The following is a 25,422-nucleotide window of genomic DNA, read 5'->3' on the forward strand; positions in this document are numbered from 1 at the left end:
GCGTCACGGCACCAGCAGCACCTTCCCCATGGTCGCCCTGTCCTCCAGGGCCGCGTGCGCCCGGGCGGCGTCGGCCAGCGCGAAACCCTGCCACGCGGGGATGAGCGTGTCGTCGGCCGCCGCCGCCAGCGCCGCCTTCTGCAGTTCGGCGGGACTGCTGCGCGGTGTCGGCGGCGTCGGCCGCAGCGCCGAGTCGAAGGTGATCGCGCGCTGCGACAGTTCACCGTCCTCGGGGGCGAACGGTTCACCCGAGCTGAAGCCGTACACCAGGAACCTGCCACCGTGCGCGACCAGGTCGAACGCGTCCCGGCTCAACCGGCCCCCGACACCCTCCAGGACCAGCGTGACGCCCCGGTCGCCCAGCCAACCCCGGATCCGTTCGGTCCAGTCCGGCCGCGTGTAGTCCACCGCGAGGTCGGCGCCCATGCCCTCACACCGGCGGGTCTTCTCCGCGCCGCCGGCCGCCGCGATCACGGTCGCGCCCACGTTGCGCGCGTGCTGCAACAGCAGGCTTCCCACACCGCCCGCCGCCGCCAGCACCAGCACCACGTCCTCGGCGGTCATGACGGCGGCCTCGATGATGCCCATGGTGGTGCGGCCGGTGCCGATCATCGCCACCGCGGTCTCGTAGTCGAGGTTGTCGGCCACCTGGAAGATCCGCGAGGCGTCGACGACCGCGAGCTCGGCGTACCCGCCGCCGTCGTCGCCCAGGTGCGCGGCGACCCGCCTGCCCACCAGATCGGCCGGAACCCCCGGACCCACCGACTCGACCAGGCCCGCGACCTCCCGGCCCGGGATCGCGGGCAGCGGCGGCAGCGTGGCCGGTCCCATCCGCCCGCCGGCCCGCAGCACGGTGTCCACCAACTGCACCCCGGCCGCCTTCACCTGTACGCGCAGCCGGCCCTCGCCGGGGACCGGATCGGGAACCTCCTCGTATCGCAGGTTCTCCGGTGGGCCGAACTCGTGTAGCCGGATCGCGCGCATGTGACCTCCTCGCGGTGGGGCGGTGGGTGTGCCGGCGCCCGTGTGCCGTTCGGGTACCGGCCTACAGTCTGCGACCTGGACTTAAGTGCAAGTCAATCCGACGTGACGCGGCCCACGCGGCCGAACGCCCGGTACTGTGTCCTGCGTGACGGATGAGGTGCTGCACGGTGGCGTCAACCGGGTGGTGCGGGTGGCTCATACGGTCCACCGGCCGGTCGGGGACTGGTCGGAGACGGTGCACCGGCTGCTCAACCACGTCACCGGACTGGGCTTCACCGGCGCGCCCCGCGCCCACGGCATCGACCCGCTCGGGCACGAGGTGCTCGACTTCGTCGCCGGGGACACCCCCGACGAACGGGACGACGCGCTCATCCGCGACGACGCCAACCTCACCGCCGTCGCCGCGATGCTGCGCGCCTACCACGACGCCACCGCCGACTTCCCGATGCAACCGGCCGACCACTGGTACTTCCCGCCCCGGGAACCCGCCGAGGTGATCTGCCACGGCGACGTCGCACCGTACAACACCGTGTACCGCGACGGCCGGCCCGTGGCGTTCATCGACTTCGACACCGCCCACCCCGGACCGCGGGTGTGGGACGTCGCCTACGCGGCCTACCGGTTCGTGCCACTGAGCCAGGACGGCCCACCGGTGGACGAACAGGCACGGCGACTCCGGTTGTTCGCCGACGGATACGGACTGTCCCTACCGGACCGCGAACAGCTCGTGGACGTCGCCGTGGAACGCCTCCGGCACCTGATCGCCCACATGCGCGACCGGGCCGGCGCCGGACACCCCGCGTTCGCCTCCCACCTCGCCGACGGCCACGACCGCCTCTACGAGACCGACCGCGCCCACCTGCGGGCGCACCGCGACCACCTCACCGCCGCCCTTCGATGAACGGACCCCCATGACGACACCACCCGTGTACCGCCACACCGAGGCGGGCACGTCATGACCGAACCCGTGAAGGTCGATCCGCGCCGCAGTCGACTGCGCCGGATGATCAGCCTCGGCAATCGTCCCGTCCGGCTGCTCCTGAAGTCACCGCTGCACCGCCCGCTCAGCCGGCGGCTCATGCTGCTGCGGTACACCGGAACCAAGACCGGACGCCGCTACGAGATCCCGATCGGCTACCACCGGTGGGAAGGCGGCCGCCTCCTGGCCCTGTCGGCCGGAACCCGTTGGCCGCAACGGGTTCGGAACCTCACCGTCGAACTGCGGGTCGCCGGGGCGGAGCTTCCCGCCACCGTCGAGGTGGTGGAGGACCGGGACGGTGTCGCCGCGCTGCTCGACGCCTTCGTCGCCCGTCACGGTCCCGCCGCGGCGTCCCGGCTCCTGATCGGGTTGCCGCGTGACCGCCGCCCGACCCGGGACGAACTGCACGCCGCCGCACTCCGGGCCAGGCTGGTGCTGTTCACGCCGGTCGAGGACTGAGGCGCTCCGGACGGTGATCGCGCGCCAGCTCGGCGACCTTCACCGGCAGGTACCGTTCCGCCGCCAGCAGGCGCGGCAGCAGCGGACGGTCGGTCGTCAACGCCTTGAACATCGTGGTGATCGTGACGTCGTGGTCGGGACGGAACTCGACGGTGATCGGATCGCCGGGGCTCACGTGCCCGGGCTCGACCACCCGCAGATACGTGCCCGTCCTCGCCTCGACGGTGAAGTCCCGCAGCCAGCCCTTCACACCGATCCACCCCCGGAACGTCGCACACGGGATCCGGGGACACGACACCTCGAACACCGCCTCCCCGCCGACCCGCCAACGTTCCCCGACCAGTGCGCCGTTCCAGTCGACGCCCCGGGTGGTGAAGTTCTCCCCGAAGCCGCCCGGCCGGAGTTCCCGGTCGAGCCGGCCACTCCAGAACTCCAGGTCCTCGGCGGCATAGGCGTAGACCGCCTGGTCGTCGCCGCCGTGGTGGTCCACGTCGTACACCCGGTCACCCGCCAGGCCGACCGCACCGGTCCCCTTCGGGCCCGGCGCAGACGCCCACACCGGCCCCGCGACCGGCCGCTTGTCGATCCCGGTCGACTCCACCCTCGGGTCCCAGGGGTTCGGGCGGACCCGTCCGATGTTCAGCGACTCCAGTCTCATGCCGACACGGTAGGCCGCTCCTCCGGCGAACGCCAACCGTTATGGCTACCGTGGGAGGGCGGCACGACCACGACCCCCCGCCGTGCGCCCGAAAGCGAGGATGACGATGCCCTCCCACCCGCGTTCCCGCCTGCCCCTCGTCGTGACCGAGGGGGGCTGGTCCGGTGACGGAACGGCCCACCGGGCCGCCGCCGTCGTGATCGCGGTCCTCACACTCGCCAGCGCGGCGACGTGGACCGTGCTGCGGCTGGTCCGGGCCGGCGCCGGAGCCGGTGAGACCGTGGCGGTCGCCGCCGTCGTCCTGGGCTGCCTCGTCGCCGCCGTCCTGGCGTGGTCGGCCGGAAGGCGACGCGGATGGCTCACCGGGCAACGGCTCTGGGTATCGGGGGACGAACTGGTCGTGGAGATGCCGGGCACACCCGCCGTCAGGCACCGGTTGGACGGGCTGCGTTGCACGGTACGTCTGGAGGGCGGAGTCGCCCACCGCGACGGCAACGGCCTGGCCACGCCGTTCCGCACCCGGGGCACGCAGGCCGTCCCCAACCGGCGAGGACCCGTCCACAGTGCCATGTCGATCCGTCCCGGCGAGTACTTCGTGCCGTTCCACCCGGTGTTGCGGTTGCGCGGCGACGGCACCGATCCGATCACCGTGGAACTGTGCCACCTGGCCAGCCGCCGGATGCGCGACCGCGACCAACTGCTCACACTGGCGGAGCTGGTGGCACGCACCGCCGGACCGGACGCGACCCGCGCCGCCGGACGGCTCCGCACCCTGGCCGACTGGCAGCGGTTGCCCCATATCACCGACGCCGATCCCGACGCCGTCCCCGAGACACCCGCCGACCGGCCCGCCCACGAGCCGGTGATACCGACGCCGGTGCGCGCCGGCGTACCCGCCGCCGAGATCCACATCCCCGGCGCCCGGGACCACGCCCCCGACGCGGTACGCGAGTCCGCACCGCAGGAGGGACCGGGCCAGCCCGGGATCCCGGGCGGCGCCCAGGCCGGTGGCGCCGACGTGTCGCCGCACGCCGGACAGCCGGGCGGCTCGCAACCCGCCGCCGACCAGGAACCACCCCACCGCTCCGAATCCGACGAGCCGGGAAGGTCCGACCGGTCGAGCTGATCGCGGTCGCCGGGGAGCCCGGCGTTAGGCTCGCGCGGTGACCGATACCGACTGGGCGGCGTTGCGCCGTGACACCACGTTGCTGGCCGAACCCGGGGTCCTGGCGCTCGACAAGCCCGCCGGGGTGTCGGTGACCGGTGAACGCCACGGCACCGACCTGGTGCGGATGGCGGCCGACGCGGAGGAGCGGTTGTATCCGGTGCACCGCATCGACAAGGCGACGTCCGGGCTGGTGCTGCTGGCGACCGCGCTGGCCGCGCACGGCCCGTTGACCCGCCAGTTCCAGCGCCGCACCGTCGAGAAGTGGTACCTGGCGGTCACCCCGACACGCGGCCTGCCCGACTCGGGGGAGATCGACCTGCCGTTGGCGACCGGCCGCAAGAACCGGATCCGGGTCGCCGCGCCGCGCGAGGCGATCACCCGAAACGGCGACACCTGGCGGGTCGCGGCGGACGACGTATCGCCCGGCCGCAACTACCCGTCCCTCACCCGGTTCCGGAAGCTCTGGCAGAACCGGGAATCGACGTTGCTCGCGGTGTCGCCGGTCACCGGTCGACGCCACCAGATCCGCGTCCACCTCGCCTGGATCGGGCATCCCATCACCGGGGACCCGTTGTTCGGTGAGAGTGAGGCCACGCGGACGGCGCTGCACTCGTGGCGACTCTCCCTGGACGCGACCTGGCGGGACGGTTCACCCCGTGTCACCCTCGTCGCGCCGCCCGGCCCGGACTTCTGGCTCCCCGTACCGGGAATCGACGTCGACACCGTCCTGACTCGCGCCGAGGGCCTACTGGGCGCCTAGACGGGTAGAGCCGCGGGCCGCGCCTTTTCCAGGGGCGCAAGAGTGTCCCGTGGCGGTCCGCGTGGCGGGGCGCGACCGGTAGCGACACGAGACCGTCCGGAGTGGACGACTCGGTCATTCGGAGGGCGAGCCGATCCGGTGGTGCGATGCGGTGGAGGCGTGCGCAGGGGGACGCGACGCGGGTCGTCCGGTCAGGTAGTGAGCGCGGCCAGTTCCGCCCGCTGCCGTACGACGAAGTCCGCGTCCACGACCGCACCGTGCCCCGGAACCACCGGTCCGGTCGCCTCGGGGAGCAAGGCGTCCAGTGCCAACGGCCACCCCGCCAGGTCCGCGCCGTCGGTGTCCGGTGGCGCGCCCTCCTCGACAAGGTCGCCCGCGACCAACACCCCGGCGGCCGCCACCACCAGGTCGCCCCGGGTGTGCGCTGGGCCGAGGTGACGCACCGACGCGACCACACCTCCCAGGTCGATGTCCACTCGGGACGCCACGGGACGGTTCGGCACCAGGACCTCGGTATCGCGGACCTCCTCGGCGATGGCCAGATCACGGGCCAGGCACCACCGGTAGGCGTCGGCCCGGATCTCGGCGGCGTCGCGGGACAGCCGGGTGACGACGAACGGATGCGCCCAGAAGTCCGCCACCTCCAACAACCGCGCGATCGTCGCGTTCCCGAAGACGTGGTCGAAGTGGTCGTGGGTGTTCACCACCTGGACCGGAAGGCCCGTCACCTCCCGCACCGCCTCCGCGAGCCGGATCGCCTGTGAGGCGCAGGAGAGCGTGTCCACCAGGAGCGCGCACTCCCGGCCCACGACGAGTGTGGAGTTGACGTCGAGCACCGGGTGCCGCAGTACGTGGACATCCGAGGACACCGGCTGGAAGCGGATCATCACCGCAGCCTAGTGGCAGAGGGCGGTCGCGGCGGCCGTACCGAGTCGAGGGAGGCGAACACCTCACCGCTCATTAAGGTGTGCACATGTCCGGTGATGTGCTGCTGGTGGGTGCCAACCCGATCGTCCGATTGTTCGAGGCGGGGCGGGTGACCGTGCTGGCCTCGGTGTGGCGGGTCGACTGGTCGGTGCGTGGAAACGGTACGGCGCTCGTGTTGTGGCACGACGGTGCGGTGCGGTTGCTGGGCGACAACCCCGACCTGGCCCGATGGCTGTGCCGCGACTTCACCCGCCACTTCCCCGAGGCGGCCGGCCTGCCGTGGAACGAACCGGACGTCGAGAACACGCCGGTGGAGGTGTCGGTGAACCTCGCCGAGGGAGTGAGGGCGAAGGCGGGTGACGTGACCGTCGAAGCCCACGGGCCACTCGGACACCGCCGGTTCAGCACCGAGGACTTCCGGTTGGCGGGCAGGCCGCACGGACTCTCCCTGGTGTCGGCGCCGATGGCGGAGGCGGGTGTGACCGTCGCCGGCCGGGCGGTACCCGGAGCGGTGCGGCGCGAGGGCGACCGGAACCGTCCGGTGTCCTCCGCGTTCGCGACCGAGGCCGAGACCTGGTGGCTGCCGTGACACCACCCACCCCCTGATTCGCCTCGGGTGGTCCAGAGCCGGCCGCCGGCTCCGTGGTGAAAAACGGATGTTCGGGCCTGTTCGGGGCGCGTCGACGGGTCTGTGCCCACCCGAGGCGCGATGAGTTGCGCCACCGTGAGGGCCGGGCTGCGGCGGGTCCGGTGACGGATCGGTGACAATCGCCGGATGACTGAGATCGAGCGCCCCATGCCGGCCCTCAACACCGACGAACGCGCGACGCTGGAGGGGTGGCTGGACTTCCATCGGGCCACCCTGGCGATGAAGTGCCAGGGTGTGGACGACATCCAGGCCGCCACCGCGTCCACGCCGCCGTCCCTGTTCACCCTCACCGGTCTCGTGCAGCACATGGCCGAGGTGGAACGGAACTGGTTCCGGCGCATCCTGGCGGGGGAGGACGCGCCGCCCATCCACGATCCGCAGGCGGATCCCGAAGGACCCGACGGCGGCTTCGACGTGGCGCCGGGCGCGACCCTGGCCGAGGCGTTCACCACCTGGCGCACCGAGATCGAACACGCACGACGCAACTGCGCCGCACGGGAACTCACCGACACCGGAAGGTTCATGGGGCAGGAGGTCAACCTCCGGTGGATCTACGTCCACATGATCGAGGAGTACGCCCGGCACAACGGGCACGCCGACCTGATCCGGGAACGCATCGACGGGGTCACCGGCGTCTGACCGCCCTCCACGCGGCGCCGACCCGCCCGCCGGCTCCCGTGACCGGCTTTGGTGGTGGCTGTCCCGTCCGCCGGCTCCCGTGACGGCCTGGGGTGATCTGGGGCGGTGTGTAGGTGTCCCACCGGGTGCCGCCTGGACCAGACCTCGGCCCGGAGACGCCCGCACGGGAGGCGTCGGGGGCGGCTAGGCGCGAATCGCCGCCGCGATCCCCGCTGTCCGAGAGCGGGGAGTCGGTGTGCCACCTCACCTGCGCCGACGATTCCGGCCGGAGGTGAGGACCGCCACGGCGGAACCCGGGTGCGGGGCCTTGTCGGGCTCATGTACGCTTACTGAGGTTCCAAACGACAGGCTCCCGTCGTCTAGTGGCCTAGGACGTCGCCCTCTCAAGGCGGTAACGGCGGTTCGAATCCGCTCGGGAGTACCACGCAACACCCCAGCTAGACCGGCACATCGGTGCCGGTCTTCTTGGTTTTCGGGGTGCTGTGGTGGCACGGTGGTGGCACGGTGGTGGCACCGACCGAGGGTAGGACTCGCAGAACCCGACACCCGCATCAGTCCGGTGGAGAGGTCAAGCGGTGTAGACCTCGCGGTGGTCGTGGTCATCTCCTGGTTCCGTCGCCCGGCCCGAAGATTCCGGCGATCGCGGCGAACACCGAGGCGAACACCGAGAACGTCCGCTGACCGGTGCTCTGCCCGGCACTCGGGTCGACCCGTTGGGCGGCTTCGGCGAACTCCGGCACTGTCGACAACCCGTGCAGGGCAACCCGGTGCAGAACGCGATCGTGCTTCGGCTCGGGAGACACTCTCGCCGTGGCGGCGAGCAGCTCGCGGCCGGCCGGTGTCGTGGCATGTAGCCGACCCCCCGTGCGGTTGCGCGTCACCGCGGTCACCACCACGTAGAAGAGGAACAGGCCAACGATCACGCCGGTGACCTGAGCCTTTTCTCCAGCGGAACGCGCACCGACCGACGCTACACCCATGCTCCCCGCGACGCCCATGATCGCCACCGACATCAGGGCCGTATACACGCCGGTGACGCGGCGGCGGGTAAGGGTGACACGCTCGGCCACCTCATTGACCAGACCGGCGGAGATCAGCCGTCGCTGTGCGTCCGAGAAGTCGGTTCGCCGCCGCGCGGCGTGCACGATGTCGGGCAGATGCATACCCCGCCTGTCGCGAAGCCGGTCCAGCACCGCCCGCCGGGCGGACTGCGCCGAGCCCTCCTTCGCGGTGTCGGTGGGCTCGTCGACCAGACTGACCCAACCGCCCACCCTGACGTGCCCCTCCAGCCACAGCCGTGCCAATGCCACCTCGACCAACCGCCGGTCGCCTTCCGCGAGCATGCCCAGCTCCTCGTGCGACAGGTCGGGTGAGGCGAGGTCTGGTTCGGTGGCCGGGAAGTCTCTCACCGCCCTTCGGTGAGCTCGGCCGGTCAGGATCATCATCACGACGAACCAGGCCTGCGTCGCGGCCGAGAACACGACCGCCACCACTACATGAGGTGCCGTCCAGTCCATTATGGTTCCACCTTCGATCCGAGAGGCCGACGATCGCGCGGGACCCCTGGAAGCCAAGGGCGACACGGCGATCGAACAGTTTCATGCCGGATGTCGAGCATGCGATGAGCCGACCGGGACCGGTCCCGCCCGGCCAGGCCGGGCGGTGGGTCCCCGTGGTGTCGGGGCGGCGCACGGGGAAGTGCGTGTCCTGGGCCGGCCGAGGCCAAGACTGGGCTTTACGTACTGCTGGGCGACGGCCCTGAAGGTTCGGCCACCCTGTGACGGCGGTCGTGGTTTCTGTGCCACCGATCGCGGATGTGAGTCACCACGGTCGGCGAGAATCGCTCAGGCCGGCCCGAGGGTCGTGATGTTGTCCGCCAACCATTCGGCGTACGAACGGGGCCGACGTCCCAGAATCCGGGCGAGCGCGTCGACACCATCGCGCATCGAACGCAGATCCTCCGCGTTCGGCTCGCCGTCGGTCTCCGGGAGCCACGCCTCGATCTCCTCGTCGCTGATTCCGGCACTTCGATACCGCTGCGCGATCTGTTCGGTCGTCAACGCCTCGACGGGGATGGTCCGTCCCAGGGCCGCCCCGATCAACTCGACCTGACCGCGGAGGCTGATCGGTTCCCCATTGACCGTCAGGACCCGATTGACATGGTCGTCGGTGAGCAGCGCTTCGCGGGCGACCGTGGCGATATCGGCTTCGTCGGTCAGTGAGTACACGGAGTCCGGTGCGATTTCCCGGATCACCTCTCCGGCGCGAATGGCGGCCACCAGATCCGAGGCGGCACGGGCCCTGGCGAACACCGTGGACCGACTCACCGCGTCGTGATGGGTGGTGTCAGTGTGGCTTCGTGGCTTCGATACGTTCCACGGTGCCCGCCTTGAGTCGCCGCGATTCGATACCGGCGAATCCCGCAGCGACCACCACCGGGAGTTGGCGGCGGGTGTAGTGCTCGCCCGCCGTGCGGACGGTGAATCGCTCGACCAGCATCTGTCCCCACCGTATCGGCGGCCACGTGCTCGCGACGTGATCCAGCAGCAGCAGCCGGCCGCCCGGACGCAGCACCCGGTACATCTCCGCGACGGCTGCCGTGTTGTCGGGAATTCCGCACAGCGACAGCGTGCAGACCACCGTGTCGAAGCTCGCGTCCTCGAACGGCAGGGCCTGCGCGTCCGCGCGCCGCAGGACGGGCCGAATCCCGAGCGAGGCGGCACGTATCTCGGCCTGTCGCAGCATGGCGGGACTGAAGTCCACTCCGGTGACCCGGACGCCGGCCGGGTAGTGCGGCAGGTTCAGTCCGGTGCCGATCGCGACGTCCAGGACTTCGCCCACCGCCCGGGCCCCGACCCATTCCCGGCCTCCGGTGAACCATCGTCGCTCGAAGAACCGCATCGCGGCGTCGTAACGGGGGGCGAAACGATCCCATACCTCTCGATGACCGTCACTCTCGCTCATGGTGTCTCCTTACTCGTGTGGGGATCGGGGGCGTCACCAGGTGACGGGGATTCCGGTCAGGGAGCGGGTCAGTCTGTCGGTGTGGACGGTCAGTGTCTCGGCGGGCCGGGTGAGTCGCATCGTCGGGAATCGGGTGACCAGTGCCCGGATCGTCGATCGCATCTCGATGCGGGCCAGTGGCGCGCCGATGCAGTAGTGGCCGCCGTGTGAGAAACCCAGGTGGCGGGTCGGGGTGGCGCGGTCGATGTCGAACCGTTCCGGCGCGGGAAAGGCGGCGGGGTCGTGGTTGGCGGCACTGATGTCCAGCAGGACCAGGTCACCGGCGGGGATGGGCGTTCCGGCGATGTCGATGTCGACGCGCGGGTAACGCAGCAGCCCGCCGGTACCGGAGCCGGGGAAGCGCAGGCACTCCTCGACCGCACCGACGACCTTCGCGGGGTCCTCGGCGACTTCCCGGCGTTGTACCTCGTTCGACAGTAGGAGCACCGTGGCGTAGCCGATCTGGGCGACGGTGGTCTCGTGGCCGGCGAAGAGCAGCATGGCGGCCAGCCCGGCGACGGTGTCGTCGTCGAGGCCGTCGATCGCGCACAGGCCGGACACGACGTCGTCGGCGGGCGCGGTCCGCTTCGCCTCGACGAGCCGCCGCATGTATCCGAACAGGTCGGCGAGTCCTCGTTCCGATGTGGCGGTGTCGGTGGTGGAGGCGGCCGCGTTGCTGTAGGACCGGAACTCCGCCCGGTCGGCGTACGGCACGCCCAGCAGCTCGCAGATCACCAGGATCGGCAACGGCAGCGCGACCGCCTCGTGGAGGTCGGCGGGGTTCGGCCCGGCGGACAGCGCGTCCATGAGGTCCGCCACCAGCGCGTCGACCCTCGGTTCCAGGGCACGCATGCGTTTCGCGGTGAAGAACGGTGCCAGGAGCCGCCGCATCCGTGCCCGGTCGGCGTGTTCGGTGTCGAAGTTCCCGGCCGGTCGTCCGCCGAACAACGCCGAGTCGCTGATCGTGGCGGCATTGCCGGGGTCGGGGTGTGACATGCCGAGCCGGTCGTCCGAGAGCAACGCCTTGACACGGTCGTAACCGGTGACCAGCCACGCCGTGTCGCCGGTGGCCGTCCTGACCCGGTGGACCGCGCCGGTGTTGTGAAGCCGCCGCAGTACCGGCGGCAGCAGCAGGGGGTGGGGTTGTGCGAACGGCAGGGTCGGTACGGCGGTGTCCGTCTGGCTCATGACCACTCCAAGTTTACTCTTGTGTGTATAACTATGAGTAAACATAGCTTTTGTATACTCACCTGTCAACAAGTGGTGTGGACAGGAGGAACGGTGCCCGAACCGACACCGGCACCGCGGCGACTGCCGCGCGCCGCACGCCGTGACCAGATCCTGGCCGCCGCCACCCGGGCGTTCGCCCGCACCGGATACACCGACACCGCCGTCGACGACATCACGGCGGAAGCCGGGATCAGCAAGGTGATCCTCTACCGGCACTTCGAATCCAAGGCCGACCTGTACCGCTCCGTCCTCGACCGCACCTGCACCCGGCTGGCCGAATCGGTCGGCAGCCGCGACCACGACGCCGGCTCGATACCGGCACTGGTCCGTGCCGCAGCCGCCGACCCCGACGGCTTCCGGCTGCTGTTCCGATACGCCGCCCGCGAACCCGAGTTCGCCCCGTACGCGCAGGACCTCGCCGGACAGTCCACTCAGATCGCACTACGTCAACTGGTCGACGAGATCCCCGATCCCGGATGGGCGGACTGGGCCGCCCGGATGGCACCCGTCATCGCCATCGAGGGCACCCTGGCCTGGCTCGACGCCGGAGAACCCGAGCCCGAGACCGCCGCCCGACGCATAGGACACACCGTCGCCGCCCTCATCGACGCCGCCAGACGGGCGTGAGAGGTCCGCCGTCGGCGTGACCCCGTGCACGGTGCGCCCGGGTCAGGCGAAGACGAGGGGGACGTCGTGGGCCACACAGAATCGGAGGACGGTGATCAGACGGTCGAGGTCTTCGAGGTGCGACCGGAGGACCGGGTCGTCGCCGACGGGTAGATCGCGGATCGCCTCCAGGCGCGGCAGCATGGCCGCGCACCGGTCGGGTGTGAGGTCCGGGCCGTCGTCGTCGGGATGGTCGAGCAACGGTCTCAGCGGCGTGGCGACCTCGGACCACGGACGGTCTCCGCCGAACCCCGCCATCCCGGTCAGTTCCAGTCCCTCGACCCGCGCCAGCCATTCCCGGAACATGTGGAAACCGTGGTAGGACCACGACACGTCCGGGTGGGTCACGTCGTAGCCGCCCGGGAAGAGCATCAGACCCATTCCCGCGCCTCCTCGGCGGCGAGCGGCGGGTGTGCGACCACGGCGCCCGCCTCAGGCCGACGGGAACGGGGTCGGCGCGGGAACGTGGGTCAGCAGCCGCCGCGTCGTCTCCAGCCCCCAGTCGTCGAGGTCGGCGATCCGGTCCGACGCCGAACGCAGGCCACCGAACCGCTCCACGACGTCCGCCCACTCCTCACGGCGTTCCACCGCCGGACGCGCGACGACGCAGTCGGAGTCGTTGACCCAGAACCGCCCGTGCTGCCAGGCGCGGCCGAGTGTGTTCATGACGGCGCCCTGCTGCGACGGGGTCGAGGGGTCGCCGTCGCGTGGCGCGTAACGGGTGGCGATGTCGGGTCCGATGCGCATCGCGTCGCACAGCCCGACACTGGGCAGGACGGGGGCGCCACACGCCAACAGGTAGGCGTCGTCGCCGACGACCCGCCGGATGTGCGCCATCCCGTCCCGGTAGGCGCCGATGCCGCCGATGGCACCGGCGTACAGGAAGTCCAGTTTGAAGTAGTCGAAACCCGCCTCGCGCAACATGGTGAACACGTCGGTCAGGTACCCCGACGCCGCGTACGGGTCGACGCCGCGTGTCTCGGCTCCCCAGTTGTGCCCGGCGGCACCCGGCAGCAGCCAGTCGGGGTGACGCCGCGCCAGCGCGCTGTCGGGCAGGGTGAGGAACGGCGCCAGCCAGATCCCGGCGCGGCGGCCGGTCGCGGCGATACGGGAAGCGATGCCGCGCAACGACTCGAACCGGTCCGAGACGGTCAGCCAGTCACCCACCTTCGACTGCCACCCGTCGTCGATCTGCACCACCTCGACCGGTAGGCCGGCTTCGTCGAGGGCGTCCAGGTTCTCGACGACATCGGCCTCCGTGACCCGGGTGAAGTAGTGGTACCAGGAACACCACACCGTAGGCGGGGTCCGGAACGGACCGGCACCCGCCGCGGCGGCGAACCGGTCGCCGAAGTCGGTGAGCGCGGTGGCGATGTCGGGGGCCGTGGTGACGGCGACGGGTTCCCCGGAGGCGACGACGAGCGTTCCGCCGTCGAGTCGCGCGGTGACGGAAGGGATCCGGTCGGGGGATTCGGCGGCGAAGCAGGTCGTGGTGCCCGCGCCGTCGTCCACGACGAGCAGCCCCTCGCCCTGGAACCCGTGTGGGGGCTGGGGTCTGCCGATCCGGTAGTGCTGCCGGGCGGAGAGGTCGCCGCTCGCCCGCCACGAGGTGGCGTCGGCCGGGTACGTCGTGGACGGGCTCCAACTCTGCCAGCCGTGCTCGTACACCCGGGCGTGCACGGGATCGACGTCGAGCCGGGCGATCTCATCCACCATCGCGACAGTCTCACACGAGACGGCCGACATGCACGCCCCCGGCAGAGGCGGGCGGTCGAGGGGGCGGGGGCACCCCTGACGAGGTGTCGATCGTGAACAATGTCGGCTTGGTTGGCCGTACGACGATCGACATGCCTCGAATAAGCCCTGATGTCTCGATTTTTCGCGAGCTTTCAACCAACCAAGCCGGGCTTTCAACCAACCAAGCCGCGCTTTCCACCGATCAGGCCGTCGATCGGCGGGGCCGGGTGTCTCGGTCACGCCGCTCCGGCCCGGTGTCCGCCGGGCCGTCAGGCGGGTGCGTCCCAGTCGGTGAGCTCGCCGCCGGGGGTGGACACGAATCGTTGACCGCGCGGGCCGGTCACGTTCCACGCCTCGTGGTCCGGATCGGGTGGGGCGGTGACGGTGGCTCCCGTCGTGGTGGTGATGGTGAGGCCGTCCGTCTCGTCCATCCGGCTGGCCTGGATGGTCTCCCCGGTGAGGTTGGCCAACGCCGACGCGGCGTCGGAGGCGTCACCGCTGGATCGGAGTGTGCCGCCGTCGAGCGCGGTGTAGGCGAAACCGGACTCGATCGTGATGATCCACCCGCCGTCGGTGTGGATGGTCAACTGGCCGCCCCCGGTGACGCGGGTGATCTGCTGGCCGGTCAGGTCGGTCATGTGGTTCCTCCCGGTGTCGGCCGCCTCGGCGGTGACGGGTGTCGGGCCGCGGTCGCGTCGGCGTGCGTGCGGAACGGGGCCGTAGCCGTGAGGGTAACGCCCCGTGGCGCCGCCGCGCCGGGTTTCCCGGTGTCCCCGGCACCCGCGCGGGCCACCGTGTCGGGCGCGCGGGCCGTCCGGTTCGCCTGCTCCCGCACACGCGGGAAATCGTCACACCCGCGGGTTAGATTCCGGCCGTGACCTCATCGAGTGAACGACCCGCTGTGCCCCGGATCGCCGACGAACGCACGGCCCTGACGTCCCGGTTGGACTGGCTGCGGGCCACCGCGGTGGCCAAGGTCGCCGGATTGACCGAGGAACAGGGCCGCACCGCGGTGTCGCCGTCCGACATGACGCCGATGGGGCTGCTGCACCACATGACCGCGACCGAACGCTGGTGGTTCAGCATCGACTTCGCCGCGTCCCGGGAGGTGCCGCCGCCGTGGCCGGAGGACGAGCAGCACGACGGTTTCACGTTCCCCGACACCGCGACGGTGCCGGAACTCGTCGCCGCCTACGAGGCCGAGTGCGAACGTTCCCGCGCGGTGGTCGCCGCCACCCCCGGTCTCGACGCGGTGTCCCAGAGCCCCACCGAGCCGCCGTTCGACCTGCGGTATCTGCTCGTCCACATGATCGATGAGACGTCCCGGCACTGTGGCCACCTCGACTACATGCGCGAGGCGCTGGACGGCGGGAGAGGCTACTGAGGCCGCGTGAGTTTAGGCGTGGTGGTCCGGCGGGTAGTGATTGGCGCGTGATGACGAAGCAGGAGGACACCACCGGTTGCCGCGTGCCCGCGAACGGAGGGTCGTGGCGGGAACCGGTGTGGTTTCGGGCGATGGTGCGGCGTGCGGTGACCGACGTCCTGCGTGGGACCGCCGCCGTCACGGCCGTCGCCGCCGGGGGCGCGCTGATCGCCGCCGGAAGCCCGGTGACGGGCGCGATCGTCACCGTCACGGCCGCCTGGTTCGCGGCGGGTCCGTTCCGGCGGGTCCGGCCGTACCTGCGACGCGGCACCGCCGCGCCGACCCGGGCACCGGTGGCCGCACTGCCGGTCGGTGAGGCCGCCACGAGGGAACCCGCTGGCCGTCCGACCGTGCCGGACACGCCGGCGGAACTGGTCGAACGGCCGGTGCCGGTCGTGGCGTCCGAGGACACCGTGCGGTGAGGCGGCCGCCGTCAGCTCGGCGTTTCCACCTCCATGCCGAGCCAGCGGGCCAGTGCCTCGATCTCGGCGCCTATCTCGGCCGTCATGCGCGGGGTGAACTCGACGTCGCGGTGTAGCGCGTGCACCCGCAGTACCCCGGCCCTACGGTCGGCGGTGGCGTCGAGTTTGCCGACCATTCGGTCGCCGTACAGGACGGGCAGCGCGTAGTAACCCCAGCGTCGCTTCGCCACCGGCTTGTACATCTCCAGCTGGTACTCGTAGCCGAAGAGTTCCTTGAGACGGCCGCGGTCGTGGACCAGCCGGTCGAAAGGCGACAACAGCGCCGCCCGGCCCGTGAACGGACCGTCGAGCAGTGACGGATCGACCCGCCATTCGCCCTTGGTGCCGGCGACCACGGCACGTTCACCGACCTCGGCGACGTGAGCGGGTTCGCCGGGCAGTACCGCGGTGGTGGCCCGGGCGATTCCGAGGTAGCGAAGCCGGCGGCGGTTCCTGGCGACCCTCGCCTCGTCCGGTGGCAGCGCGGGCACGTCGGGATACACCCGCGACGCCAGATCCCACAGCCGTTCCCGGCCCTTCCTGCCCGCGACGGCGACCTCGCCGGCGGAGGTCAGGAACTCCAACATCTGGGTGACGTTCTTGTTGTCGGTCCAGCCGGTCGACCGCCACGGCTCCACGCAGGTGTCGGGAAGCGCGCGCGACGGCGAGGGACCGTTCTCCGCCAGCCGCCGCAGGATGTCGCGACGGCAGGCGTCGTTGGCGACCACCCAGGCGTGTTGCCGCCGCCGCCAGTCGGCCTCGCCCGGCCAGGCGGCCATGTCTCCACGGTGGAGGACCATGTCCTCGGCGGGCCGCAGCATGGCGCGGTACTCCACGAGGGAGCGGTCGGCGATCGCCTCGACCAGGTGCTCGCGCGAGTACGCGTCACCGAGCCGGCTCCACGCGACCAGATCGGCGCTGGGGGCGACGGCGGCGACCGGGTCGAGTTGCAGGAAGGACAGGTGCCGTACGACGTCGAGTAGCCCGGTGGTGTGGCGTTCACCGTCGAGGAGTTGGGCGCGGACGGCGATGCGCCGGGCATCGGTGGGGGAGAGTTCGTGCATGGCCACTTCCGGGTAGACGGTACGGACCGGTCACCCTAGAGCCGCCGTACGACATCGGGCCGGAGCCCGCCGTCACTCCACCCGGACCGACGGGTCGAACGCGACGTAGCCGCCGAAGTCCCGACCCACCCGTTCGAGCGCGGTGGGCATGGGTTCGGGGTAGCTCCACGCCGCGTCGCCGTAGAGTCTGTCGCCGACCCGTATCGACCAGTACTGGCATTCGCCCTTCCACGGGCAGAAGTACGGAGTGGGACTCTTCTCGAACCGGTCGCCGTCCGTCGCGGACGGCGGGAAGTACGAGTTGCCCTCGATCTCGATCACGTCGGCGTCGTCCGCCTCGGCCACCACCGTGCCGTCGAGTATCGCTCTCATCACCGTTCTCCGTTCGTGGGGCCGTCTCCGGCGCGTGTCTCGGACGATTCTCTCCCCCCGGCGGCCGTGCCGTGGCGGTTTCACCGCCGGGCGGTAGGTTGTGGTTGTCGTACCAGGTGACATACGAGGTGAGGGTGCCGTGGAGTTCCGCATTCTCGGGCCGCTGGAGGTGGAGGACGAGTCCGGGGCCGTAGAGGTGAGGGGAAGGCACCATCCCGGGCTGTTGGCGATGCTGACCCTGGACGCCGGACGTGTCGTGCCGATGAGCCGCCTGGTGGACGCGTTGTGGGACGAGAATCCTCCGGCGACGGCCCGCCGGCAGGTGCAGAACGCCATGGCGTCGCTGCGTCGTATTCCGGGCCTGCCGGTGGCGGCCGTCGGCGACGGGTACCGGCTCGACACCGACCGGGTCGACGCGTTGCGGTTCGCGGAGGCGGTGCGGGAGGCGGAGGGCCGGCGGGCGCGGGGGAGACCCGCCGAGGCGCACGAGTCGCTGTGCCGGGGGTTGGACCTGTGGCGGGGACCGGCACTGGCGGGGGTGCCGGGTGACCTGATCGCCTCCGGGGCGGCCAGGCTGGAGGAACGGCGGCTGGACGCCCTGGAGACCCGCATGGAACTGGAACTGGAACTGGGGCGGCCGGGGAGGGTCGTCGGGGAGGCGCGCGAGCTGCTGGACGCTAACCCGTACCGGCAGCGACTGGTGGGCCTGCTGATGCGCGCGCTGCACCACGGTGGACGCAGTGACGAGGCGCTGCGTGAGTTCGCGCGGCTGCGGCGTCGCCTGGCCGACGACCTCGGGATCGACCCGGTGAGTCCACTGCGGGCGCTGCACCGTGACATCCTCCGCGACGACGTCGACACGGCTCGGCGCACACCCGTACCCGCCACCGCCTCCGGTGTCCCGGCCCAGCTTCCGCACCTGGGTGGCTTCACCGGGCGGGTCGACGCCCTGTGGGCACTGGACGCGCTGCGCGACGACGCATCGGCCGCCGGGCTGGTGACCGTCACGGGCACCGGCGGCGTCGGCAAGACCGCGCTGGCCGTCGAATGGGCGCGCCGTAACGCCGACCGTTTCCCCGACGGGCAACTGTTCGTCGACCTGCGCGGCTTCGACGAGGCCGAACCGTTGAGCGCGCACGACGCCCTCAACCGCTTCCTTCGGGCACTCGGGCACCCGGAGGGGATGATCCCGGCCGACCTCGACGAGGCGGCCGCGCTGTACCGTTCGCTGCTGCGCGGCCGGACGATGCTGGTCGTGCTGGACAACGCGAACTCCGTGAACCAGGTGCGGCCGTTGCTTCCCGGTGTCGGCGGCTCGTTCACGCTGGTGACTGGAAGGAACGACCTGACGGGTCTCGTGGCGCTCGACGGCGCCCGGGTCGTCGACCTGGACGTCCTGTCGCACGAGGAGTCCCTGGCGCTTCTGGCGGGCTTCACCGGCGCTCGACGTATCCGGGACGAGGCCGCCGCCGCCGACCGGATCGCCGCGCTGTGCGGGCGGTTGCCCTTGGCGCTGCGGATAGTCGGCGCCCTGCTGGCGTCCGATCCGTCACGGCGGTTGGCGGACATGGCGGAGGAACTGGCCGATGAGGACCGGCTCGACCGGCTCGCCGTCCCCGGTGACCCGCGCGCGGCGGTGTCCCACAGTATCGAGTCGTCCCATCGGCGCCTGGACGCCGACACGAAGCGGCTGTTCCTGTCGTTGGGGGTGGTTCCCGCCGTCGGCCTCACGACCGGGTTGGCGCGGGCGGTCGACGGCGGAGACGCCGCCACTGTGGACGCCGGCCTCGACAGGTTGGCGGCGTCCCGGTTGTTGGAACGGCACGGGGACCGGTGGCGGTTCCACGACCTGGTGCGTTGCTACGCGAGCCGCCGCGCCGTCGCGGAACTGGATCCCGGCGAGCTCGACGCCGCCCGACGCCGGATGCTCGCCTGGTACGGGGAACCCGGCGGTGACCACGTCCACGAGGACGTCCTCGCGGTGGCGTCCGCGCTGCCGGGGCATCCGTGGGTGTGGCGGGCGGTGTCGGCGTTGCACCGGTCGGTGCATCAGGGCAGGGATCCGGTCGCGATCCGGCGGGCCGCCGAGGACGCGCTCTCCGTGGCGCGCCGGGAGGGCGACGCCGCGGGCCTGTCCGTCATGCACAACCTCGTCGCCGGTACCCACTGGGCGGAGCGACGACTCGACCTGGCCGAGGCGGAGACCCGGTCGGCGGTGCGGTGGGCGAGGGAGTCCCGCGACGACGTCCTGTTGAGCCGGCATCTGGGCAACATGGCGGAGTTCGCCCGCCTCCGGGGGGACAACTCCGAGGCCGCCCGGATCACCGCCGAGTCGCTGACCCTGGCCGAACGCACCGGCAGTCCACACGCGATCGCGGCGCGGCTGCTGAGACTGGGCGAGATCCACACCGCCATGGGCGAGTACCCGCAGGCGGAGGAGACGTTGCTGCGGGCGGTGCGCCTCGCCTCCACGCCGGGCCACCTCCCCGCCTCGCAACTACTCGCGCTGGGCGACCTGTATCTGGACCTCGGCAGGTACACCGAGGCCGAGCGGTGCGCGGAACGCGTCCTGGCGGGGGCGAGTTCCCGGCGGATGCACGCGCTGATACTCCGCGGCCGGATCCGGCGTGCCACCGGCGATCCGGCGGCCGGTTACGCCGACCTCGTCGGGGTGTACCGGGCGCGCCGGGAGAACCGGTACGTCGGCACCGTGGCGCGGCTGCTCGTGCCGTTGGCGTACTGCCTCGACGACCTGGACGACTCCGAGACCGCGTTGCGGTACGCGCGGGAATGTCTCGACGCGTGCCCGGGAGGGTGGCCCGCTGCGCGACCTGGCGGCGGCGCACCTGTTGCTCGCCACCGTCCACAACGGCCGGTCGGAGTGGGACGTCGCCGCCGGGCACGCGGAGTCGGCAGCGGAGCTGTACACGCGGATGCGGGAACCGTTGCGGGCGGGCCGGTCGTTCGCGGCGTGGGCCGACGCGCTCGCCGGGCTGGGCGACACCCCGGCGGCGGAACGCGCGCGACGCCGTGCCGCCGAGGTGTCCGCCGGGCCGGGCGTGACGTCGCCCGGGTCGCCGTCCGGCCCGGCCGCGGCCGTGGCACCGGCGGGCTGAGGCGAAATCCGTGGCCGGACGCCGTCGCACGGCCCGGTTAGATTGGAGACGGAGTCGGGAGTTTTCGTGGAGTTTCGTATCCTTGGGCCGCTGGAGGTGAGGGACGCGTCCGGCGTCGTACCGATCCCGGGGCGTCACCACCCGAAACTGCTGGCCATGCTGTTGCTGGACGCCGATCACGTGGTGCCGTTGTACCGCCTGGTGGAGGCCCTGTGGGACCAGGATCCGCCGGTCACCGCCCGCCGGCAGGCGCAGAACGCGATGGCGACGTTGCGAAGGCTGCTTCCGGGCCGGATCGAGTCCGTCGGGGAGGGTTACCGCCTGACACTGGCCACCGATCGGCTCGACGCGTCGGTGTTCACCACCCACGTCCGCGCGGCACGGCGGTTCACGGCGGCGGGACGGCACGCCGAGGCACACGAGAGGTTGTCGGCGGCGCTGGATCTGTGGCGGGGACCCGCGCTCGCCGGTATGAGCGGCCGGTTGCCGGAGTCGGCGGCCGAACGTTGGAACGAGGAGCGGCTGGTCGCGCAGGAGGCGCGGATGGCGGCGGAACTCGCCATGGGACAGCCGGGCAGGGTCGTCGGTGAGGCGCGCCGTCTTCTGGAGGCGCATCCGTACCGGCAGGGCCTCGCCGTCATGTCCATGCGGGCGCTGCACCAGAGTGGACGTACCGAGGAGGCGCTGGCGGTGTACCGCGGGGTCCGGAGACGGTTCGCGGCGGACCTCGGCATCGAACCGGGGCGGCCGCTGCGCGACCTGCACCGCGAGATCCTGCGACAGGGGCCCGAACCCGCCCGCCCGCCGGTGCCCGTGACGGCCGCCCCCACCGTGCCCATCCCGGCGCAGCTTCCGCAGGGCGGCGGCTTCACCGGCCGCGCGGACGAGTTGGCGGCCCTGGACGTGTCGTCGGCCGACGGCACCGGCCCGGTGGTGATCTCCGGGCCGGGCGGTGTCGGCAAGTCCGCGTTGGCCGTGGAGTGGGCGAGCCGCCACCTGGACCGCTTCCCGGACGGACAGTTGTTCGTGGACCTGCGCGGATACGACGAGGCCGAACCGCTCACCGCGCAGGACGCGCTGGACCGGTTCCTCCGTGCCCTCGGCCACCCGCCCGACGCCATCCCCACCGACGTCCAGGAGGCCGCCGCCCTGTTCAGGTCCCGTGTCAGCGAACGACGGATGCTGGTGCTGCTGGACAACGCCGCCTCGGTCGACCAGGTGCGGCCGCTGCTGCCGGGCGGCAGGGGCTGCCGGGTTCTGGTGACGAGCCGGGACCGGTTGGCGGGCCTGGTGGCGCTCGACGACGCCCGCGCGGTGTCGGTGCCGGTCATGGAGACCCGGGACTCCGTGGACATGCTGCGCCGGGTAGTGGGAGACGAACGGGTGGCGGCCGAGCCCGCCGCCGCGGCCCGGTTGGCCGAGTTGTGCGGTCACCTGCCGTTGGCGCTGCGCATCGCGGCGGCGAACCTGGCGGGCAACCGGCACCGGCGGCTCGGCGACCTGGTGGCGGAACTGGAGAACTCCGACCGGTTGGCGGTCCTGGCGATCGAAGGCGATCTGCGGGCGGCCGTACGCGCCAACCTGGACCTCTCGCACCGCGCGCTGACACCCGACGCCCGGGACCTGTTCTGCCGGTTGGGGATCGTGCCCGGTGAGGACTTCTCCCACCCGCTCGTCGTGGCGGTCTCGGGGCGTTCCGAGCCGGAGGCCGGGCCGCTGGTGGCGCGGCTGCTGAGCGGGCACCTGCTGGAGGAGTACCGCCCCGGCCGTTACCGCATGCACGACCTGGTGCGCCTGTACGCCGCCGACCGGGCGGACCGCGAACTGCCGCCCGACCGTCGCGCCGCCGTCGTCGACGCGGTCATCGACTGGCATCACGAACGCGCCTACGACCCGGGGGCCGCCGAGGCGCACAACATGCTGCGCGCGGCCGAGACGCTCGGCGACCATCCCCGTCTGTGGCGGCTGGTGTTCGCCATGCGGCAGGTCCTCAACGAGGGCAGGTCGCTCGCGCGGGTCAGGAAGGCCACCGAGAACGGCCTGGCCAACGCGGAACGGGCGGGAGACCGCGTCGGCGTGTTCCGGATGACCTCTCAACTCGCCAACGTGATGCGCAAGGAGGGCGACCTGGAGTCGGCGTTGCGTTGGGGGAGCCGGGCGGTACTGCTGTCACGCGGTATCGGTCCCAGGGAGGAGGCGGCGGCCAAGGGGAACCTGGGCGTGTACCTCTCCGGGGCGGGGCGGGCCGCCGAGGCGGAGAAGCTGTTGACCGAGGCCGTCGACCTCGCCGCGGCCACCGGCAACGTGCGGTCGCAGCTCATCTTCGTGAACACGCTCCTTCAGGTGTGCACGATGGTCGGTGCGTTCGACAAGGCGTATGCCTATCTCGCCGACGCCGACGCGGCGGACCTCGCCGAGGGCGGCCACTTCCAGGCCCGCCTGCGGATCTACCGGGGGACCCTCCTCACCGCCCAGTTCCGCACCGATGAGGCGCTGGAGGTGCTGGCGGAGGCCCACGCCATGGCGAAGGCGGCCGGGGACGGTTACCTGCAGGGCTGGTGCCTGGCGATGCAGGCCGAGAGCCACCGCCGTGCCGGGCGGCTCGACGTCGCCAGGCGGCTCTACCGGGAGGAACTGCGGTCGGGACGTTCGGCGGAACGGACCACGGTGGAGTTCGAGAGCCTCTGCGACCTCGCCGAGGTGGAGGCCGCCATGGGCGACTACGAGCAGGCCGCCGCACTGATGTCCGAGGCGGCGGTGTCCGGTCCCGCGCCGTCGGAGTCCGGCAGGGCCCAGTGGGACCTGATCCGGGCGATGATCCACAACGGACACTCTCGGCACCGGCCCGCACTGGAGTCGGCCACCTCGGCGCTGCGGCGCTACCGCGCCATGCCGTGGCTCATCAGGCAGGCCGACGCACTCCGAGTGCTGGCCGAGGCGCACGACGGCCTGGGAGACCACGAGGCGGCAGTGCGCTGCCGGGCGGAGGCCGAAGCGCTTGAGACCACGCCGCGCGAGCCGGACTAGTGCGGCTCACGACGACGCCTCGGCCAGTACCCCCATTCCGCCGTTGGCGAGGTCGAGCAGCACGTTGGTGAGCACCTCCGGCTTCGGGGCGACGGCCAGATCGCTGTACCGGACACTCAGGACCGCCCAGCCGACCAGGTTTCCGTTGCGGAAGGTCATCGCGACGTCGAGGTCACCTTCCGACTGGTCCTCCTTGATACCGACCTGCGCCTCGTCTCCCAGCGCGATGGGTTCGGGGGGCTGGTAGCCGTCGAACTGCCAGATGCCCTCGTACAGTTCCTCCGCCGTCGCCTGGTCGGCTTCGGCGTACATGAACAGGTCGAACACCCCGACCGGGTTGCGATCGTCGTGTTCGACGGCGCTCTGCCGAAGCTGCCCGCTGCACGAGAAACTGCCGGTGCCGTCGTCGTTGGTGTCGGTCTCGGCCTTCGGGTTGCCGTCCAGCGGCATGACCTGCTCCACCGGTGACAGGTCGAGGAGGACACAGATCTCCCAACTGTCGGGCTTGTCGATGAAGAACGTGGTGCCCGCCGGCACCGCGGCCACCGCCGGATCGTAGGAGGCCGGCCACGGGTTGGCGGGCTCGCCGGGGCCGCTGCCGGGGCCGAGCAGGAAGTACCAGCCGCCGACACCGCCCAGGCACAGCACCGCCAGGACGCCCGCGATCAGCCCGATGACCAGTCCGGCGCTCGACTTCTTCGGCGGCGGCGGCGGCCGGAAGCCGGGAGCCCCGGGAGGCGGCGGGGGACCCGCTCCCATGGGCGGCGGCGGGTGGCCCGGGCCGGGGCCCATGGGCGGCGGTGGGCCGTGAGGTGCCGGGTGGGGCGGTTGACCGCCGGGGCCGTACTGCTGTCCACCCATCACGGGGGGAGCGCTTCCGGGGTCGTACCGGAAGGCGGGGTCACCCGGTTCGGGCGGCGGCGGGTACGGCGGATGTGGGTTCACGGGACACCTGTGCGTTGCGGCGGGTGGGACGCCGCCGAGGATAACGACCGCGATACCGGATCCGGCACGAGAACCCGTGGCCGATCCGTGCACCGATCGTGCCGCCGCCGGTGATCATGATGAGGCCGTGTCCGGCCTTTCGTTGAGGGACAGTTCACAGGACGGGACACGGTGCGCTCAGCCCGGCGGTGGCACCTGGAACGGCCGGTGGTGAGGTACGGGGCGCTGGGGTGGACGGGACTCGCCCGTCCACCGTCCACCCCAGCATGGCCCCGTCACGCGGGATGGTCCGGCCAGGTGAGTGCCATCCACCGGTAGTGGTCCTCGGCGACGGGTGTGAAGCCGTACCGGCGGTACAGCTCCTCGGCGTCGTCGGTTGCCAGCAGTACGCGGCGCAGGCCGAGGCTCTCGCAGTCCGCCACGACGCGGTCCAACAGGATCCTCGACACGCCCCTTCCCCGCACCGTCCGGTCCACGTACACGTCGGACAGCCACGCGAAGGTCACCGAGTCCGTCACCAGGCGGGCGAAGCCGACCTGTCGCCCATCGGGACCGAACACGCTGTAGCAGCGCGAGTTCCGGACCAGGGCGGTGACCCGTTCCCGGCTCCGCCCGATCGCCCAGTAGGTGTCGGTCGACAGCCGGTCGTGGAGCCAGTCCAGGTCCACGGCCGCGGCGCCGAGCCGCAACGTGAAATCGTTCTGTGACACGGTGTCCAGCCTATGGCGACGGCGGATGTTCCGGTACCGGCGGTTTCAGCCGGTGCGTTCGGACCGGCCGCGTTCGACGCAGAACTCGTTGCCCTCCGGGTCGTGCATGGTCACCCAACCGCGGCCGTCGGGCAGGCGGTGGTCCTCGTGCACGGTGCCGCCCAACCCCAGGATCCGTTCCACCTCGTCGTCGCGGACGCGTTCGGTCGGCATCCAGTCGAAGTGGACCCGGTTCTTCACGGTCTTCGACTCCGGTACCCGGATGAACAGCAGGGACGGCACCGGATCGGGCGCCTCCAGCAACACCTCGTCGTCGCCCGGTTCGTCGATGTCGGAGATCGGCCATCCGGTCACCGCACTCCAGAAGGTGGCCAGCCGGTGGGGATCGGCGCTGTCGATGGTGACGTGTCGAAGGATCATGCCGCCGAAGGTAACGTGGCCGCCC

General features: G+C 71.5%; 26 protein-coding genes and 1 tRNA gene. 12 read left to right on the forward strand and 15 right to left on the reverse strand.

Annotation, left to right across the window (positions count from 1 at the left end):
* Nucleotides 1-3 precede the first annotated feature (3 nt).
* Entirely contained in the window at nucleotides 4-984 is a 981-nt protein-coding gene (locus LX16_RS01790; protein ID WP_147132104.1) for a zinc-binding dehydrogenase, read from the reverse strand.
* Nucleotides 985-1,129: 145 nt separating this feature from the next.
* Between LX16_RS01790 and LX16_RS01795 the strand changes: the two genes are divergently transcribed.
* Both LX16_RS01795 and LX16_RS01800 read left to right on the forward strand, forming a co-directional pair.
* Nucleotides 1,130-1,885 (forward strand): phosphotransferase, encoded by a 756-nt coding sequence (locus LX16_RS01795; protein ID WP_147132107.1) that lies wholly within the window; start codon nucleotides 1,130-1,132, stop codon nucleotides 1,883-1,885.
* A gap of 54 nt (nucleotides 1,886-1,939) precedes the next feature.
* Nucleotides 1,940-2,422, forward strand: a complete 483-nt coding sequence (locus tag LX16_RS01800) for a hypothetical protein (protein ID WP_211354231.1) — start codon at nucleotides 1,940-1,942, stop codon at nucleotides 2,420-2,422.
* Here LX16_RS01800 and LX16_RS01805 read toward each other — a convergent pair.
* On the reverse strand, nucleotides 2,403-3,080 hold the full coding sequence (locus LX16_RS01805) for an MOSC domain-containing protein (protein ID WP_147132110.1): 678 nt from the start codon (nucleotides 3,078-3,080) through the stop codon (nucleotides 2,403-2,405). The two genes, LX16_RS01800 and LX16_RS01805, sit on opposite strands and share 20 nt — an antisense overlap.
* A 106-nt stretch (nucleotides 3,081-3,186) precedes the next feature.
* On the opposite strand from LX16_RS01805, the gene LX16_RS01810 reads away from it, so the two are divergent.
* Together LX16_RS01810 and LX16_RS01815 are read left to right on the forward strand one after the other, a co-directional pair.
* Complete coding sequence (locus LX16_RS01810; protein WP_147132113.1) at nucleotides 3,187-4,206, forward strand: hypothetical protein; 1,020 nt, start codon at nucleotides 3,187-3,189, stop codon at nucleotides 4,204-4,206.
* A gap of 37 nt (nucleotides 4,207-4,243) precedes the next feature.
* Nucleotides 4,244-5,008 carry an RluA family pseudouridine synthase gene (locus tag LX16_RS01815; protein WP_147132116.1) on the forward strand — a complete coding sequence of 255 codons (765 nt, stop codon included), beginning with the start codon at nucleotides 4,244-4,246 and terminating at the stop codon, nucleotides 5,006-5,008.
* A 191-nt stretch (nucleotides 5,009-5,199) separates the two neighbouring features.
* On the opposite strand, the gene LX16_RS01820 is transcribed toward LX16_RS01815, so the two are convergent.
* Nucleotides 5,200-5,895 carry an MBL fold metallo-hydrolase gene (locus LX16_RS01820; protein WP_147132120.1) on the reverse strand — a complete coding sequence of 232 codons (696 nt, stop codon included), beginning with the start codon at nucleotides 5,893-5,895 and terminating at the stop codon, nucleotides 5,200-5,202.
* A gap of 86 nt (nucleotides 5,896-5,981) precedes the next feature.
* Between LX16_RS01820 and LX16_RS01825 the strand changes: the two genes are divergently transcribed.
* From LX16_RS01825 to LX16_RS01835, 3 genes are all read left to right on the forward strand, one after another.
* Nucleotides 5,982-6,524: a hypothetical protein gene (locus LX16_RS01825; RefSeq protein WP_147132123.1), complete on the forward strand. Its 543-nt coding sequence runs from the start codon at nucleotides 5,982-5,984 to the stop codon at nucleotides 6,522-6,524.
* 186 nt (nucleotides 6,525-6,710) lie between these two features.
* Complete coding sequence (locus tag LX16_RS01830; RefSeq protein WP_147132126.1) at nucleotides 6,711-7,223, forward strand: DinB family protein; 513 nt, start codon at nucleotides 6,711-6,713, stop codon at nucleotides 7,221-7,223.
* A gap of 348 nt (nucleotides 7,224-7,571) precedes the next feature.
* Nucleotides 7,572-7,647: transfer RNA gene (locus LX16_RS01835), tRNA-Glu, on the forward strand.
* A gap of 175 nt (nucleotides 7,648-7,822) precedes the next feature.
* Here the strand turns inward: LX16_RS01835 and LX16_RS01840 are convergent.
* From LX16_RS01840 to LX16_RS01855, 4 genes are all read right to left on the reverse strand, one after another.
* Complete coding sequence (locus LX16_RS01840) at nucleotides 7,823-8,740, reverse strand: TIGR04222 domain-containing membrane protein (RefSeq protein WP_147132130.1); 918 nt, start codon at nucleotides 8,738-8,740, stop codon at nucleotides 7,823-7,825.
* A gap of 327 nt (nucleotides 8,741-9,067) precedes the next feature.
* The gene (locus LX16_RS01845; protein ID WP_147132134.1) at nucleotides 9,068-9,550 is read right to left on the reverse strand and encodes a Rossmann-fold NAD(P)-binding domain-containing protein; all 483 of its coding nucleotides are present in this window, start codon (nucleotides 9,548-9,550) and stop codon (nucleotides 9,068-9,070) included.
* A 19-nt stretch (nucleotides 9,551-9,569) separates the two neighbouring features.
* On the reverse strand, nucleotides 9,570-10,187 hold the full coding sequence (locus tag LX16_RS01850) for a class I SAM-dependent methyltransferase (protein ID WP_147132136.1): 618 nt from the start codon (nucleotides 10,185-10,187) through the stop codon (nucleotides 9,570-9,572).
* A gap of 33 nt (nucleotides 10,188-10,220) precedes the next feature.
* Nucleotides 10,221-11,414 (reverse strand): cytochrome P450, encoded by a 1,194-nt coding sequence (locus LX16_RS01855; RefSeq protein ID WP_147132139.1) that lies wholly within the window; start codon nucleotides 11,412-11,414, stop codon nucleotides 10,221-10,223.
* A 93-nt stretch (nucleotides 11,415-11,507) separates the two neighbouring features.
* Between LX16_RS01855 and LX16_RS01860 the strand changes: the two genes are divergently transcribed.
* On the forward strand, nucleotides 11,508-12,083 hold the full coding sequence (locus tag LX16_RS01860) for a TetR/AcrR family transcriptional regulator (protein ID WP_244615639.1): 576 nt from the start codon (nucleotides 11,508-11,510) through the stop codon (nucleotides 12,081-12,083).
* A 42-nt stretch (nucleotides 12,084-12,125) separates the two neighbouring features.
* Here LX16_RS01860 and LX16_RS01865 read toward each other — a convergent pair whose 3' ends face one another.
* From LX16_RS01865 to LX16_RS01875, 3 genes are all read right to left on the reverse strand, one after another.
* Nucleotides 12,126-12,503, reverse strand: a complete 378-nt coding sequence (locus tag LX16_RS01865) for a hypothetical protein (protein WP_147132145.1) — start codon at nucleotides 12,501-12,503, stop codon at nucleotides 12,126-12,128.
* A 51-nt stretch (nucleotides 12,504-12,554) separates the two neighbouring features.
* On the reverse strand, nucleotides 12,555-13,838 hold the full coding sequence (locus tag LX16_RS01870; RefSeq protein ID WP_147132149.1) for a glycoside hydrolase family 36 protein: 1,284 nt from the start codon (nucleotides 13,836-13,838) through the stop codon (nucleotides 12,555-12,557).
* A gap of 290 nt (nucleotides 13,839-14,128) precedes the next feature.
* Complete coding sequence (locus tag LX16_RS01875; protein ID WP_147132152.1) at nucleotides 14,129-14,497, reverse strand: DUF6188 family protein; 369 nt, start codon at nucleotides 14,495-14,497, stop codon at nucleotides 14,129-14,131.
* A 236-nt stretch (nucleotides 14,498-14,733) separates the two neighbouring features.
* Between LX16_RS01875 and LX16_RS01880 the strand changes: the two genes are divergently transcribed.
* Together LX16_RS01880 and LX16_RS01885 are read left to right on the forward strand one after the other, a co-directional pair.
* Nucleotides 14,734-15,243 carry a DinB family protein gene (locus LX16_RS01880; protein WP_158645449.1) on the forward strand — a complete coding sequence of 170 codons (510 nt, stop codon included), beginning with the start codon at nucleotides 14,734-14,736 and terminating at the stop codon, nucleotides 15,241-15,243.
* Nucleotides 15,244-15,293: 50 nt separating this feature from the next.
* Nucleotides 15,294-15,704 carry a hypothetical protein gene (locus LX16_RS01885; RefSeq protein WP_147132157.1) on the forward strand — a complete coding sequence of 137 codons (411 nt, stop codon included), beginning with the start codon at nucleotides 15,294-15,296 and terminating at the stop codon, nucleotides 15,702-15,704.
* Nucleotides 15,705-15,715: 11 nt separating this feature from the next.
* Here the strand turns inward: LX16_RS01885 and LX16_RS01890 are convergent, their stop codons facing one another.
* Complete coding sequence (locus LX16_RS01890) at nucleotides 15,716-16,807, reverse strand: DNA glycosylase AlkZ-like family protein (RefSeq protein WP_147132160.1); 1,092 nt, start codon at nucleotides 16,805-16,807, stop codon at nucleotides 15,716-15,718.
* Nucleotides 16,808-16,879: 72 nt separating this feature from the next.
* Nucleotides 16,880-17,179, reverse strand: coding sequence for a DUF427 domain-containing protein (locus LX16_RS01895; protein ID WP_147132164.1), 300 nt, complete (start codon nucleotides 17,177-17,179; stop codon nucleotides 16,880-16,882).
* A gap of 139 nt (nucleotides 17,180-17,318) precedes the next feature.
* Between LX16_RS01895 and LX16_RS01900 the strand changes: the two genes are divergently transcribed.
* A complete protein-coding gene (locus LX16_RS01900) occupies nucleotides 17,319-20,336 on the forward strand; it encodes an AfsR/SARP family transcriptional regulator (RefSeq protein ID WP_147132167.1) in 3,018 nt (1,005 codons plus the stop codon).
* Nucleotides 20,337-20,361: 25 nt separating this feature from the next.
* Nucleotides 20,362-23,322, forward strand: coding sequence for an AfsR/SARP family transcriptional regulator (locus LX16_RS01905; protein WP_147132170.1), 2,961 nt, complete (start codon nucleotides 20,362-20,364; stop codon nucleotides 23,320-23,322).
* Nucleotides 23,323-23,328: 6 nt separating this feature from the next.
* Here LX16_RS01905 and LX16_RS26985 read toward each other — a convergent pair whose 3' ends face one another.
* The 3 genes from LX16_RS26985 to LX16_RS01920 form a co-directional block, all read right to left on the reverse strand.
* Complete coding sequence (locus tag LX16_RS26985; protein WP_158645450.1) at nucleotides 23,329-24,267, reverse strand: hypothetical protein; 939 nt, start codon at nucleotides 24,265-24,267, stop codon at nucleotides 23,329-23,331.
* Between the two features lie 275 nt (nucleotides 24,268-24,542).
* Nucleotides 24,543-24,977 (reverse strand): GNAT family N-acetyltransferase, encoded by a 435-nt coding sequence (locus tag LX16_RS01915; protein WP_211354232.1) that lies wholly within the window; start codon nucleotides 24,975-24,977, stop codon nucleotides 24,543-24,545.
* A 45-nt stretch (nucleotides 24,978-25,022) separates the two neighbouring features.
* Entirely contained in the window at nucleotides 25,023-25,397 is a 375-nt protein-coding gene (locus tag LX16_RS01920) for a VOC family protein (RefSeq protein ID WP_147132176.1), read from the reverse strand.
* Nucleotides 25,398-25,422: the final 25 nt, after the last annotated feature.

This window comes from Stackebrandtia albiflava, from assembly GCF_007994225.1.
GTDB classification, from domain to species: domain Bacteria; phylum Actinomycetota; class Actinomycetes; order Mycobacteriales; family Micromonosporaceae; genus Stackebrandtia; species Stackebrandtia albiflava.